Origin of the sequence: Novosphingobium aquimarinum, from assembly GCF_009746585.1 — a bacterium.
Classification (GTDB): Bacteria; Pseudomonadota; Alphaproteobacteria; order Sphingomonadales; family Sphingomonadaceae; genus Novosphingobium; species Novosphingobium aquimarinum.
Genome location: NZ_WRPO01000037.1, coordinates 1 through 13,851 on the forward strand (window position 1 = coordinate 1; position 13,851 = coordinate 13,851).

The 13,851-nt window shown below is 58.1% G+C and carries 11 protein-coding genes; 6 read left to right on the plus strand and 5 right to left on the minus strand.

The window, feature by feature from the left end; translation table 11 throughout:
* Positions 1 to 85: 85 nt before the first annotated feature.
* The 3 genes from GQO94_RS20150 to GQO94_RS20160 form a co-directional block, all read right to left on the minus strand.
* A complete protein-coding gene (locus GQO94_RS20150) occupies positions 86 to 268 on the minus strand; it encodes a hypothetical protein (RefSeq protein WP_156843177.1) in 183 nt (60 codons plus the stop codon).
* Between the two features lie 3 nt (positions 269 to 271).
* Positions 272 to 1,162: an ABC transporter substrate-binding protein gene (locus GQO94_RS20155; protein ID WP_232333054.1), complete on the minus strand. Its 891-nt coding sequence runs from the start codon at positions 1,160 to 1,162 to the stop codon at positions 272 to 274.
* Positions 1,163 to 1,263: 101 nt separating this feature from the next.
* Complete coding sequence (locus GQO94_RS20160) at positions 1,264 to 2,430, minus strand: Gfo/Idh/MocA family protein (protein WP_232333055.1); 1,167 nt, start codon at positions 2,428 to 2,430, stop codon at positions 1,264 to 1,266.
* A 19-nt stretch (positions 2,431 to 2,449) separates the two neighbouring features.
* Here GQO94_RS20160 and GQO94_RS20165 point away from each other — a divergent pair, with 19 nt between their 5' ends.
* The 6 genes from GQO94_RS20165 to GQO94_RS20190 all read left to right on the plus strand — a co-directional run bounded on the left by GQO94_RS20165 (position 2,450) and on the right by GQO94_RS20190 (position 11,319).
* A complete protein-coding gene (locus tag GQO94_RS20165) occupies positions 2,450 to 3,937 on the plus strand; it encodes a Rieske 2Fe-2S domain-containing protein (protein WP_232333056.1) in 1,488 nt (495 codons plus the stop codon).
* Positions 3,937 to 4,857, plus strand: coding sequence for a carboxylating nicotinate-nucleotide diphosphorylase (gene nadC / locus GQO94_RS20170; protein ID WP_156843180.1), 921 nt, complete (start codon positions 3,937 to 3,939; stop codon positions 4,855 to 4,857). The genes GQO94_RS20165 and nadC overlap by 1 nt, the downstream gene beginning before the upstream one ends.
* An 823-nt stretch (positions 4,858 to 5,680) precedes the next feature.
* Positions 5,681 to 6,529 (plus strand): TonB-dependent receptor plug domain-containing protein, encoded by an 849-nt coding sequence (locus GQO94_RS20175; protein WP_156843181.1) that lies wholly within the window; start codon positions 5,681 to 5,683, stop codon positions 6,527 to 6,529.
* Positions 6,522 to 8,099, plus strand: coding sequence for a TonB-dependent receptor (locus tag GQO94_RS20180; protein WP_156843182.1), 1,578 nt, complete (start codon positions 6,522 to 6,524; stop codon positions 8,097 to 8,099). Before GQO94_RS20175 ends, GQO94_RS20180 begins: the two co-directional genes overlap by 8 nt.
* A 130-nt stretch (positions 8,100 to 8,229) precedes the next feature.
* On the plus strand, positions 8,230 to 9,621 hold the full coding sequence (locus GQO94_RS20185; protein WP_156843183.1) for a hypothetical protein: 1,392 nt from the start codon (positions 8,230 to 8,232) through the stop codon (positions 9,619 to 9,621).
* A gap of 354 nt (positions 9,622 to 9,975) precedes the next feature.
* Positions 9,976 to 11,319, plus strand: coding sequence for an SLC13 family permease (locus tag GQO94_RS20190; RefSeq protein ID WP_156843184.1), 1,344 nt, complete (start codon positions 9,976 to 9,978; stop codon positions 11,317 to 11,319).
* Between the two features lie 812 nt (positions 11,320 to 12,131).
* Here the strand turns inward: GQO94_RS20190 and GQO94_RS20195 are convergent.
* Together GQO94_RS20195 and GQO94_RS20200 are read right to left on the minus strand one after the other, a co-directional pair.
* Positions 12,132 to 13,352, minus strand: a complete 1,221-nt coding sequence (locus GQO94_RS20195) for an NAD(P)/FAD-dependent oxidoreductase (protein WP_156843187.1) — start codon at positions 13,350 to 13,352, stop codon at positions 12,132 to 12,134.
* A 13-nt stretch (positions 13,353 to 13,365) separates the two neighbouring features.
* Entirely contained in the window at positions 13,366 to 13,722 is a 357-nt protein-coding gene (locus tag GQO94_RS20200) for a MarR family winged helix-turn-helix transcriptional regulator (protein WP_198046081.1), read from the minus strand.
* Between the last annotated feature and the right edge of the window lie 129 nt (positions 13,723 to 13,851).

Consider the following 13,851-nt stretch of genomic DNA (forward strand, 5'->3'; position numbering starts at 1 on the left):
CATTGGGCCCTCGGCGCTGACGGAGGCCATGGGCATGCTCAACCACCATTTCGCAGCAGCCGCCTGATCGGCGCAGAGCGACAGCCTACCTCTGACTGCCGCCAATCTTTGCAACAGAGCCCCAAAAGCCGGTCGCGAGACTTTCGCGTTGAAGATAGGCATTGAGCAGCCGGTCGAAAGCCCGGTGTGCCCGGCGCGTGTTGAAGCCATGGCTGACCTCAGGCGCCAATTTCATTGGAGAAACCTGTTCATCGATAGCCTTGTGCATCGGTCAGATCTTGAATTCAGAGAAGGTTTCGGCCGCAAACATCTCATCAACCGCCAGCAGGCGCGAGGACAGACCTTGTTCGTGGTGATAACGCAGGAATGGCTCGATCACATGGCGATTGGCTTCAACGCCGTAGGGCCACCAGCGCTGGCCCATTGTCGCGATCGCGTCTTCGACGGCCGCGATTTGCCAGGGCAGCATTGTCTTCAGCGAAGCGGAAACGAGCAGCTCCTGGTACGCAAGCTCCTGGGCCTGCGCGAATGCTTTGAAAAGCGCCTGCGCGATCCACCTATTGTTTTCATAGATGTCGCGGCGCAGTGCGACCACGTGCATGATAGGAAAGATACCCGTCTTGCGGAAATAGCCTTTCTCCACTTCGACGAAGTCGGGAAACAGGCGCCGCACCTTTTCGGGCGCGGTATAGAAAGTGCTCGGCGCCCGCGCAGTGTAGAGCGCGTCGATCTCGCCGTTCGCCAGCATTTGAGAAAGGGTCCGGTCCGCCGGGATCGGATCGACCTGGAATTTCGCGGGCAAATCGAGTTTGAGCTTTTCGTCGCGGCCCGGCTCTTCCTCGCCGCCGGTGTGGTAGGTTACGGACGCTGGATCGACCCCGTACTCGTCCTGGAGGATTCCGCGGATCCAGACCGGGGCGGTCATCTGGTATTCGGGTACGCCGATGCGCTTCCCGACCAGGTCTGCAGGTTTCTGGATGCCGGAGCTCGCCGAAATGAAAATACATGAATGACGGAAGAAACGGGAAGGAAAGACGGGAATCGCGACGAACGCCGGATTGTCCCGCCCAAGGGTGACGCAATAAGATGACATGGACAGTTCGGCCGCATCGAACTCCCGGTTGCGCAGCATCCGGAAGAACGTCTCCTCGACGTCGAGCACCTGGAAATTGAGGTCGATTCCCTCCGGGCGAACGCGCCCATCAGCGAGTGCAGCGGTCCGATCGTAGCCCCAGCAAGCGAGGGAAAGCGGAAGTCGTGACATCACCGTGCTCCATTAAAGTTCGATCGCGACAATTCGCTGGCCTGAAATATCTCGTCGATCGTCACTTCGCGCTCCAGCGCGGCCGATTGGACGATTGCCTCGCAGCAGGCGACCGTCTCCACGCCCCAGCCGGCGTCTTGGACCGGCTGCTCGCCTCCCAAGGCTGCCCGAATAAAGGCGTCAATGGCATCATAGCGGGGCGCTGCCGGTGGTTTGAGCACGTCGTCGCGCTGTTCGGTATTGCTAGAAATCTCAATGCGGTCGGGAAAGAGGCGGAGATCTGCCCGTTCGCAGCTCGCTAGTAGGAAGCCGAAATGCTCGTGGTGAAGCAGGTCATGCGCGGGCGGGGACGCGGCGCTGGCCAACCCATACATGCGAGATTGCTTGAGTGCGGCCTCACCGGTCGCGCCGGCATCCGCCAACCGTCGGCGCGCCTCGCCATATCCGCCCGCCGCTTTGGGCCGACCGAGCTCGTTGATGTTGCCAACCAGCTGATCGCTGTCGAAGTGCGCATAACCACTATAGGTCAGCGTCGCGGCGGCGCCGCCTTCAAATGCCAGGAATGCTGTATAGGCGCCTTGCGCCTTTCGGGCTGGATCCCACACGCCCGTCGTCGATCGGATGCTCGCAATCGGTTGGCCCACCAAGCGCCGTACGACATCGATCTGGTGGGCACCCTGGCTGAACACGACGCCGCCGCCGCTACTGTCGTCGAGCTCCGAGGGGCGTCGCGGACGGTAGAGAAAATCCGTAAAGTTGAGCGCCGTTACGAGGCGTATGCGTCCCAATTCGCCCGAGCGGATTAGCTCGGCGGCACGGATTACCGGCGCATCCAGCCCATGACTCGGGCCGACCATGAGAACGCGCCCAGCGGCAAGCGCCGCTTCGGCCATACGCCCCGCTTCACGCAGGTTGATCGCCATCGGTTTTTCCACCAGCACATGCTTGCCCGCCTGAAGCGCGTCCAGGCATTGTTCGGCATGAAACTCATGCGGCGAGGCGATGTAGACGGCATCGATGTCACTGGCGGCGAGCATTGTCCTTAGATCGGAAAACGCGCGAGCAGCGTAAGCCCTGGAGAACTGCTGCGCTGCATCCGGCCGAGGATCGAATGCCGCAACGATCCGGACGCCGGGATGCGCGGCGAGGCCAGGAAGGGTGAGCATAAACCCCCGTCCGAGCCCAATGATCGCGAGTCGCAGTTGCCTGCTTTCCATGTGCGTCAATCCTATTTTGCGGCCAAGCATTCATGTCTTGATTGGTCAGTTAGTTCCATATAGATGTATTGGCAAGGGCTGCTTCGTTGCGAGCTTGTATGTCAGTCGATTAGAGGAGGGAAGCATGACTCCCCAGCAGAATGAGCTCCTGTGTCGCGTGGAGGGTAATGCCGCCATGGGCCGGCTGATGCGTCAGCATTGGCTTCCTGCGTGCATGATCGAAGAGGTTGCGGAACGCGACAGTTCACCGCTCCGCGTGCGGCTGCTGGGGGAGAACATTGTCGTTTTTCGCGATACCCGTGGCCGGATCGGCGCGCTCAAGGAAGCATGTCCCCATCGCGGTGCTTCGCTTGCGTTCGGAAGGAACGAGGAGTGCGGCCTGCGCTGTCTTTATCATGGCTGGAAGTTCGATGTGGACGGCAATGCCGTCGACATGTCTTCCGAACCCGTTGACGCAAAGCTGCGTGCGACGATGAAGACCAAAGCCTATCGGGTGGAGGAGGCGGGGGGCTTCGTCTGGGTCTGGCTGGGCGCTGATGACGCCGTTGCCCCATTCGATCCACCCAATTGGTGCGCCGCGCCCGCGGACAAGATCAGCATCGTCAAGATGCACGGCGGGTGCAATTGGGCGCAAATTCTCGAAGGGTCGATCGATTCGGCGCACAGTTCGAGCCTCCATTCGTCCAACATGCCCACGGCGAGCGATGTAGCTGGTTCTACAGCGACCGACATCGCGTGGCTGCGGCCTTCGGCCGACAAGGCGCCCCGGATCGAAGTCGACCGCACGTCCTTCGGCTTTCGCTACGCCGCAATCCGCAAACCGATCGTGGATGCAGACAAGCAGGATTACGTGCGTATGACCCTCTTCGTGGCACCCTACACCGTCCACATCCCGTCGAACGACCAGTATCATCTTTCGCAGATGCTGGTGCCCATCGATGACGTGAACACGATGTTTTACTGGATCGCCTGGCACCCAACGAAAGGCATCGCACAGGATGCATGGCGAACGTTCTGCGGGGCCGAGGTCGGCAAGGATGTCGAGCCGACAACCTTCAACAAGGTGCGCAATCGGGAAAACAACTACCTCCAGGATCGCGAGCTGATGAAAGCAGGCGACTTTACCGGCATCTACGGCATTCCGGCACAGGACATGGCAATGTGGGAATCGATGGGACCGATCGCCGACCGCGGCGAAGACCGGCTTGGTTCAAGCGACAAGGCGATCTTCACCTTCAGAACTCTAATGTACCGAGCCGCCCAGGCGGTCGAAAAAGGGGAGCCCGCCATCGGCACGGTCGAGCCGCGTGTTCCCCATGCGAAGCTCATGTCGTTCGAAGGCATGGTACCCAAAGGAGACGACTGGCGCGTGCTCAACGTCTCGGATGAAGAACGCGCGATATCCAACGAAGCAGGCAAAGTGGGATACCGCCCAGCAGCCGAAGCTGGCGCATAATGGATGGCGGTGTCGTGGGCCTTTCCAAATCGGCGCTTACGCAATTCGTCAACATGGTGCTGGCTGAGGATCTCGGCACCAATGGCGACATCACCAGCCAGGCTACGATCGAGGAGGACGCGCGGCTGAACGCTGTGCTGACCCCGCGTCATGACATCGTCGTCGCCGGCTTACCGTTGGCCGAAGCGTTCTTCCAAAAGCTCGATCCGGCCGTTCGTATCGAGCGTCTGGCCTCGGACGGCGAACGATTAACCGCCGGAACCGCGCTGCTGCGCCTCACCGGTCTTGCGTTGCCGATACTCGCGGCAGAACGATCGGCGCTCAATGCCCTTCAACACTTGAGCGGTATCGCCACGATGACGCGTCAGTACGTGGACCGGATCGCGGGGACCAGCTGCATCCTTCTCGATACGCGCAAGACTATTCCCGGTTTGCGGGCGGTCGAGAAATACGCGGCACGGATGGGCGGCGCCAGCAATCATCGCATGAGGCTCGATGACGGCGTACTGATCAAGGACAATCATATAGCGGTCGCCGGTACCGTTGAGGCTCTTGTCAAGCGGGCCAAGTCGGCGATTGCGAACCTGCCGGTGCAGGTTGAGGTCGACCACTTGGAACAAATCGAGGCTGCACTCGCAGCCGGCGCCGACAGCCTTTTGTGCGACAACATGGACCTGTTAACGCTACGGCGCGCCGTCGTGCAGGTCGCCGGAAGAGTACCGATCGAAGCATCGGGCGGCGTTCGTCTGGATTCGATACGCGCGATCGCGGAAACGGGAGTCCGCTTCGTATCGGTCGGCCGCATCACCCAAAGTGCTCCCGCAGCTGATATTGGGCTTGATTATCAAGTGTGCGTGCCCAGCGCCGTTCCCGGGGCAGGTGTGACGAGCGGTCAGGAACAGCTCCCGGCGTTGGCCTAGTAACAGGGTTGGCATCGGGCACTTCTCGCTCAATAGGCTCGAGCCGGACAATTCGATCGATTTGGCGCGCATAAGAGCTCGAGCCGCTCTTCAGCCTTTTGGGCCATTTGAGCAGCAGCCTTATATTCCGCAGAGCCCGACGCTCCAGCGGCCGGCGTCGCACCAGCTCGACTGATCCCGCTCAGGCAAACCGACGCATCAGATCGGCCGTCTGCATCTGGCGGACCGCTTTGACCGCCAAGTGCTCCCTCGAGATTAAACTCGTCGTGGGTCATGTTCGCTGACCTTCCCTCGGAATACGCCAATGCCACGGGCGTGGAGACCATCTCATCATCGGGGCTTGAATTACTTCTATTTAGATGTATACGGACTGGAACGTCCAGTCATGGCGATTCGCTAGGGCTGACAGAGATCTGCAGTGTATCGCGTCAAATGGATTTGACGCGCGCCAAATGTACTCGCCCTAAGTGGAAGATGGATGGAGGGTGTTGTGATGATCGCTTGTGCTGATTTACTTTGGAAAACCGGATCAAATATGATTGTATCATCGTAATTAGGTTGCTACGCAAGGCAACGATTTGCTCAGCTGCGATCTTTACGAGCTGGAGATGCAGCTTAACTAACTTCGCCCGTATTTCTGTATTGCGCGAGGATTGCTCCCTAAAAAAACATTGCTGTCCGATCTTCCCGATCACAAAAAACGTAGTTACTATAAATACGCTCTCTTCAGATCCTTCGTCGGATCTATTCGAGAGATGATGCCTTGAGGTGCGAATCAGAATATTTGATCAACTATAAATCAAAAACTTCAGAGGAGGGGAATATGAATACTACTCGCGGCGCCACGGCGTTTAGCTGTATGATGCGTGCAGCTTCCACCATTGCTATTGCATCATTCTTCGTCGTTCCGTCTTACGCTCAAGGAACGGCCAATTTAGCTCAAGAAGATCAGGCGCAGGATGCCGGTTCCGGTGGTTCGCAGATCCAAGAGGGCGGCGAAATCGTCGTCACGGCGCTGAGGCGCGACACCAGGCTTCAGGATACTCCGCTGGCTATTTCGGCCGTGACCGGCGCTAACTTGGAACGCGGCGGCAACGTCAGCATGACCGACCTTACGCGTAACGCCCCCAGCTTGGTGATGACGGGCGGCGGCCCTGGCGCACGGCGCGTCATCCTTCGCGGGGTCCGGGCATCCGGGGAGCCGACCGTAGGCGTCTATTTTGATGAATCACCGGTCTCGGGTTCGGTTGGAACAGCCAGCGACGCAGGTGGCTCGACGCCGGAGCTGCGCCTGTTCGATGTGGAGCGGGCGGAGGTCCTGCGTGGCCCGCAGGGCACGCTGTTCGGCAGCGGTTCAATGGGCGGCACAATACGTATCATCTATGAGAAGCCCAAGGCAGATCGCTGGGAAACCGCAGTTAACGGTAAGCTGGCCCTTCCCCGCGGCGGTAAGTTAGGCGGCTCGCTTGACGCCATGATAAATATGCCAATCGTCGAGGATAAGCTCGCGATCCGTGTTGTCGGATTCTACAATCAGTTTCCCGGATACATCGACAATATCCGCTATGACCGGAAGAACATTAATGACGGCAACAGCTTTGGCGGCCGCGTTCTCGTACGAGCGATGCCAACGGAGCGATTGACGGCTGATTTCAATATCTACCATGAGTAAGGTCAAGACAGCCAGCTCCGGCGGCGAGTATACTGATATGTTCGGTAACTTATTGCCTAAGTATACTACAAATGAACGTACAGAATCTGCTTTTCACGATCGGAGCACAAATTACAGCGCGACAGTCAACTATGATTTAGATTTTATGACGCTAACAGCGGTCACGAGCTATTTCGATCGCTGGCGTGCCAACATTAGCGACCTGAGCAATACTGTTAATTGGCGCGGCTATAATGGCCCACGGAGCACTGATGCTAATCCGCTTGACGGCAGTCGCTTGCCGGGCGGCTGCGGCACCTATTTGCTCGGCAGCGACGCAGCGGTTTGCAGCGCCGACCAGTTTGCCTCTTACATGAGTGATCTGGAGCGGTACACTTATATGAATCAATACCAGCCAGCGAAGGTGACGAACTGGACAAACGAAATTCGGCTGGCGTCATCCGGCGATAGTCCATTTAGCTGGACCGTTGGCCTCTTCAGTTCCGAAAGGAATTCGGTTGTGCGCTCAACGCCCAGAGCCGGCAATCACACAACTGGCAGGCTTGAACCCTATACCCCGGCAAACATCCTATTCGACCGCACCATCGACGACACGCTTCAACAGAAGGCGGCCTTTGCCGAGCTCTCTTATAAGCTTTTCGACAAACTCACACTCACGGCTGGCTTGCGCTATTTCGATTACAAGCGCGTCGTTGGAGGCCGTGTTGACGTAGGCTCAATCCACTTCGGATCCAGAGCCACACCGTATTCGGAGGTGAGCGTTGAAGAAGACGGCGTCGTCAAAAAGTTTAACGTCGCCTATGAGTTCAACGACGATGTCATGGTTTATGCGCAAGCAGCGCAGGGGTTTCGCCCGGGCGGTGCTAACCAAGCGATTGGTTTGCCTATAGCTCTTTCGGGCTACACCTCAGACGGCCTTTGGAACTACGAAGTTGGCGCGAAGACCAGGCTAATGCCGGGCATGTATTTCAACGTGACCGGCTATCAGATCGACTGGAGCAATATGCAGGTATCTGGCACCACCGGCGGCGCCGGTGCAGTCTTCGGGTTCATCTCGAACGCCGGGGCAGCTCGAATCAAGGGCCTCGAGGTCGAGCTGAACACCACGCCGATGATCGGCTTCTCACTGAGCGCCAATCTCGGCTACGTCGACGCCAAGCTCACTGAGGATCAGACTAGCGAAGTGCTCGTGTCCGTCGGCCGAAAGGGAGATCGCTTGCCCGGTGTGTCCAAGTGGAACCTTGGGGGTCAAGCAGAGTATGTTTGGGCGGTAAATGAGAACATTGAGGGGCTAGTCCGGTTCGACGCCAGCTATAACAGCAGCACGAACAACACCCTATCAAGGACTGACCGTTACTTCCGCCAGATTGGCGGCTATGGCCTTGTGAACTTCCGGGCGGGCGTTCAATCGCCGGATGGCGCATGGGCTGGTTATCTGTTCGTTGACAATTTGCTCAATTCAGATGCCATCACCGGTATGGGCGCCGGCGCTACCTCCGGAGGCATCTTTAGCGCCAACCGATTGCAGCCGCGAACGGTCGGTATTAATCTCATCAATCGTTTCCGTTGATGTGATTAGCGCCGCGCGGTGACCCGGGCGGCGCTCTCGCCTCTTTCATTCATATACAGATCGGCATGAGGAACCGCCGGGTAATTGTGCCCTCATGACCAAAATGAGGCAGCTTTATAGGAGAAGCGGAATGAGAAATAGCGGGCAAATTTCTGACTCGGTAGTGACCGGTGCGGCGTATAAAGAGGAGCGGGGAACTCTTCCGGACGGCACTTCGTATATCATACGGGTGCCGAATAATTGGAACGGCGTCTTGATCCGTGATCTCGACATCGCGAGCTCGCTCGGGATTAGTTGGACCCCAGAGTCGCCGACGAACCCGAAGGACGCTATATTGAATCGGGGATATGCTCTGGCAGGTACGGCGCGGCATGTCATGCGGATGTACCAATATGATCCGAGGCGTGAGATCTCAAATCTCGACTTGGTTCTCGACAAAGTGGATGCAAATTTCGGTAAGCCCAAGCGCGTCATCCAGATGGGGTGCTCGGGCGGAGGACATGTTACACTCGCCGTGTCCGAGGACTTTTCGGATCGTATCGATGGTTCCGTTGCGCTGGCTGCGCACACGCCCGTTTGGCTTATGAACTCCTTCTTTGACGGCTGGTTCGCTCTCAAGGCGCTGATTGGACCGGGCTACGTCGCGGCAGGCGGCAACATGGAAGATCTTGCGATTACGGGCATGCCTAATGATGGTTCGTCGCATGCCAGTGCTCATGGATTGGAAGGTGACGTGCCGGCGGCATGGCGCAAGGCGGTCAGGATAGCGCAGGAGTCGCCGCAAGGCCGCGCCCAACTAGTGCTTGCCTTTACGATCGGCCAATGGCCAGCGTGGATGAGCGACAAGGTAACACGCCCGGATTTGAATAATCCGGAAGAACTACAAAAGAGTATATACTACTCGGCGGATATGATCACCTCCAGCCCGGGCGGCGAAGCCCGTGTCATGTTCGAGAATGCGGCGTATGGACAGCAGCTATCGTGGAATGACAATGTAGATTATGCGAAAGTATTTGAGATGGGGAATCCGCACCTCAAGGCTGCCGTTCGTGCACTTTATAAAAAGGCTGGTGCTGATTTGGACGCCGACATCGCCAAGGTTAACGGTGCTCCGAGAATCAAAGCCTCGCCATATGCGCTGGACTTCTGGAAACAGCCGGGCCGGACTACCGACGGCAATCCGAAGATTCCGGTTCTCCGCCTCCACATGGTAGCCGACTACCAGATTCCGCCCAGCCTTGTGGAAGGTTACGAAGCCGAGGTAAAAAGGCATGGGAAGGAAGACTTGGTGCGGACCGCCTATGTCAATTCGACCGGCCACTGCAATTTCAGCACGGCTGAACAGCTGGAAGCCATCGATACCATGATGAAGCGGCTCGATACCGGCAAATGGCCGGGTACAACTCCGGCTGAGCTTAATAAGCGCGCTGCCGCGCTCGATACCGATACGACGGCTCGCTTTATGGACTATAATCCGTATAGGCAGGGACAATACGCCCGCATTTGGGCGCCCAACAACTGACGGTATTTATCGATAACGGCGCGGGCGTCCGATCCGGGCGCCCGCGCTTTCTAAGGCACGCAGATTGCGATAACCGAATTAGAACGAAGGCGTCGAAATGTCCCATCACGCACAATATGCACGATCCGGTATTTGCGGCGGAAGACAACGTGTTCTCTCCGGAGGGGTTGGAAAGGACACGGACCAGAGTCAGCTTTTACGACGACGGTCTTGAGGAGTCCCGAGGCAGAGGTTATTAATAACGCCTCGGTCATTTGATGCCGTTAGGAAGTACGGCGGAGTAGATGGTTCAGAAGTTGGTTGGCCGCGTGGATTTCGGCGCCATGTCTTGGTACCTCACAAGGAGAATCTTGCGTGTCGATCCATGTTATTGGCATTGCGGCGCTCGTACTGGTCTTTGTTGTGGGGACCTTGAGGCCGGTTAACTTAGGCGTCCTGTGCCTGGTTGCGACATACTTGGTGGGAAGCCTGGTTGCCGGAGAAAATAGCCGCGAGCTGCTATCCGGGTTCCCGGCCGACCTGTTCGTATTGCTGGTTGGGGTGACCTATTTATTTGGAATAGCCTCCTCAAATGGGACCATTCAATGGCTTGTTGAGCGAGCTGCGCAGCTGTTGGGAGACCGGCCGGGGGCCGTCCCATGGCTCATCTTCGGCGTAGCTGCCATCCCGAGCGCAGCCGGGGCGCTCGGTCCGGCGGCTGTGGCCATGCTAGCGCCGCTGTGTCTTAATCTCGGAGAACGCTATCATATCGATCGCCGAATGTCGGCGTTGATGCTCATGCATGGCTCGGCGCTCGGGAATTTCTCGCCGCTGAACGGGCTGGCTATTATAGTCAAGGCGGCCGCTGAGGTAGGTGGACTACACTTCTCGTCGGCTCAGTTGTTCTTTAGTAATGCGGCGTACAACATTGCCCTCGCCGTGGTCATCTACCTCCTTTTCGGAGGACCCGCCCTGCTCTTGCGCAGACGGGCTGTTGTTGCCGTTGGACCCGCACCTGTCGTCGCGGACCTCGGCGCGTCCGCGGTCTTGTTGGCAAGGGAGCAGGAGGAGGTTGGGCCGGCTGGTTCTACGGAAGCCTTGGTTGCTTCAGAGGACGTTGCCCTCCGACCCGATCAGATGGTTACGTTAGCCGCCATCTTGGGAGTGGGGACTGGCGCGTTGATTTACGACATAGATATCGGATTCTTGGCCCTGCTCGCAGCTTCCTTCCTGCACCTTTGCTTTCCGAGCCGTGTAGCCCTCGCAGATCGCCGGATCGTTTGGTCAGTGGTCCTCCTCATTTGCGGCGTGGTGACGTTCGTTAGCGCATTGCAGAGGTTTGGTACCATAACTGAGATCGGAGGAGGGATCGCCGAGGCGGGCGCCCCCCTGCTTGTAGCGTTCCTGCTTTGCATGGTGGGGGCGGTATCCTCAGCCGTGGGCTCCAGCGCCGGGCTGCTTGGTGTTCTCATCCCGCTGGCAGTGCCTCTTCTCTCACAAGGTGAGGTCGGTATCACGGGCATGATAGTCGCTCTTTCGATTTCGGCTACCGTGGTGGACTCAACCCCCTTTTCTACGGTTGGAGCGCTCACGCTTGCAAACGCCCCTGAAGAAGAGCGGCCAGCTCTATTCCGCGCGATGCTGATTTGGGGACTTGCGATGATCCTGACCGCTCCAGCCTTGACCTGGTTGCTCTTCATCCGTGCCGGCACGGGCTGACCGCGCCTCTGTTAGAGGAACCATTGTCCTCGCCGGCCCTGTCAAACAAAAGCCGTTCAGCTGAAGTTCGGGCGGAGTCGAGTATTGTCGGACGCGAGGGTCGCTTTGATGTCGGGCTCACAAGCCGCCTGCCGATTCCGGTTCCTCACTCTTCTCCAGAAGTCTCTGTTTTAGGGGGCGTTTGTCCGCGTCCCACTACGCTCGCCCCAAAGTGGAGACTCGTGGCTCGAGCGCAGCATCGCCATCCATCACGAAACCAACGGTATGATCGAATAGTTTGGCTTGATCTCCGCCGGAAACATTCGCTGAAAGCGCGTTAGCTGATGCACATTTCCGACAATGGCGCTGACTCTTCGCTGAGAGTGTCCCGCCGCACGTCTACAGCGGGCGTCGAACTGCACGCAAGATGAGCGTGGACTAAAAGTCGATCGATAGGAGGGCTTCAAACCATTGCAATCTACGATCGAAATAGCCGTGTGGTGAGCCAAGCTCTCAAATCACGATTAATCGGTAATCCCGCTTCAAGCGGGCGCCGCATTTCGCTTATAGCAACGAAACTTCCTTGGGCGCCTTTATGTTCCGCAAGCCAACTGGGCTCAGCACCTTCTTTCACCGGCACCGGCTGAGAGCGGTTAGCTTACCCGCCTCGGTCAATCGAACTGAAATTGGTGGTGAACGCGCGTTTTGAACGCTAGCTTGCTTATCGGAAGCCAGCAATACCTTTTGCAACTCTTCCTTTTGCCGCGCAGGACTACAAAACCCAGCCCGCATTCCAGTCACCATCGCGCTTGATAACCGGTTTGGATCTTGCATTAGATACTTTTAAGCGGCACGTTATGGTCCGCGAGCAGAGTTCTGTCGGGAGTTGCTCCTTCCAGAATCAGTTTTCGACCCTGGACGTAATCCTTCACGGCATTGACACAGTCGAGCGCGATCACCTTGCCGTCCTTCAGATAGACCACCGAGAAGCTACATTCGGAGGGAGCGCCGCGCAGCACCGTGTCATCGTGGCCCATCGAAAGGCCTACTGTCTGCAGCTTGAGATCATACTGGTCCGACCAGAACCAGGGTATCGCGGCATACGGTTCAGCAACGCCAGCGATATGTTTGGCCGCAGTCGTGGCCTGGTCGTTGGCATTTTGTACGGATTCGACCCGTACCTGCGCGCCCCCGGCAAAGCGATTGCGATGCGCCGCGCAATCGCCGACGGCGTAGATGTCGGCGAGGCTGCTGCGACAATACTCGTCCACGACGATACCGTTGTCCGCTTCGGCGTTCGCTTCGACGAGCGGCGCGATCGACGGCAGAATGCCAACTCCGACGATCACCATGTCTGCTGGGATCACCTCCCCATTCGCCAGTGCCACGCCGGTGACGGCGCCCTCACCGATGATGTGATCCACCGCGACGCCTGTGCGCAAATCTATCCCATGGGCACGATGAATCTGTTCATAGAAGCGCGAAATGTCGGCGCCGGCGACACGCGCAAGCACGCGGTCGAGCGCTTCGAGTAAGGTCACCTTCTTACCGAGTTTCGCGAGAACCGCCGCTGCTTCGAGTCCAATGTAGCCGCCTCCGATCACGGCTATGGTCCCGCTCGTCGCCAAATCACTCATCATGCGGTCGACGTCGGCGCGGTTGCGTACCGCGTGGACGCCTTTCAATTCACTCCCGGCACAGGCGAGCCTGCGTGGTATCCCACCCGTCGCCCAGACCAATTTCCCATAGGAGAGAACTCTTCCGTCCTCTAGCACCACCTGATGCGCTTGCGGCTCGACCTTGGCCGCGCGCCGGCCCAACAGCAAGACCACGCTGCGGCCCTGCCAAAAGGACTCGGGGCGAATAAGCAATCTTTCGAACGCCTTCTCGCCAGCGAGATAATCCTTGGTGAGTGGGGGCCGTTCGTAGGGTGGGTCCGGTTCATCGCCGACAATAGCAATTGTGCCTTGATAGCTATGCTGACGCAACGCGATGGCTGTTTGGGCGCCAGCATGGCCGCCACCCACGATCAAGACATCAGAGTGTTCGCTCATCAGTTTAGGACCCTCAAGCCCCGGGTTCATCGAAATTCCTGTCTTCGGTGAGAGCCAAGAAAGCTTGTTCCAGATTGCCGGACATCCTCTTCAGGACATCGAGACAGACCGCGAGATCCGCTTCGGGAATATCTTGCCGAGCGATGTCGTTCACGTGATCGGCGAACGGGATGAGCTTTGGGCGCAAAGCGCGCCCCTTTCCAGTGAGCCGTACGATAGACCTTCGTCGATCCGCGGGATCCCGCTTCCGGGTGACCAAGCCGGCCCGTTCCATCGCGACAATTACCGCGGTGGTCGTGTTTTCGGCTACGTTGTTGCGGCGGCTCAGGGCTTTTTGCGTTTGACCGTCGTCGATCCACAACAGACGCAAGTAATACGGCTCTGTTGCAAAGATTGGCGGCAGTCAGAGGTAGGCTGTCGCTCTGCGCCGATCAGGCGGCTGCTGCGAAATGGTGGTTGAGCATGCCCATGGCCTCCGTCAGCGCCGAGGGCCCAATGC

Excerpts from the sequence above, each read along its gene's own strand:
- GQO94_RS20160 (WP_232333055.1), bottom strand. The coding sequence starts at position 2,430 with ATGCTCACCCTTCCTGGCCTCGCCGCGCATCCCGGCGTCCGGATCGTT.
- GQO94_RS20175 (WP_156843181.1), top strand. The coding sequence starts at position 5,681 with ATGAATACTACTCGCGGCGCCACGGCGTTTAGCTGTATGATGCGTGCA.
- GQO94_RS20165 (WP_232333056.1), top strand. The coding sequence starts at position 2,450 with ATGATCGCGAGTCGCAGTTGCCTGCTTTCCATGTGCGTCAATCCTATT.
- GQO94_RS20180 (WP_156843182.1), top strand. The coding sequence starts at position 6,522 with ATGAGTAAGGTCAAGACAGCCAGCTCCGGCGGCGAGTATACTGATATG.
- GQO94_RS20150 (WP_156843177.1), bottom strand. The coding sequence starts at position 268 with ATGCACAAGGCTATCGATGAACAGGTTTCTCCAATGAAATTGGCGCCT.
- GQO94_RS20185 (WP_156843183.1), top strand. The coding sequence starts at position 8,230 with ATGAGAAATAGCGGGCAAATTTCTGACTCGGTAGTGACCGGTGCGGCG.
- nadC (WP_156843180.1), top strand. The coding sequence starts at position 3,937 with ATGGATGGCGGTGTCGTGGGCCTTTCCAAATCGGCGCTTACGCAATTC.
- GQO94_RS20195 (WP_156843187.1), bottom strand. The coding sequence starts at position 13,352 with ATGAGCGAACACTCTGATGTCTTGATCGTGGGTGGCGGCCATGCTGGC.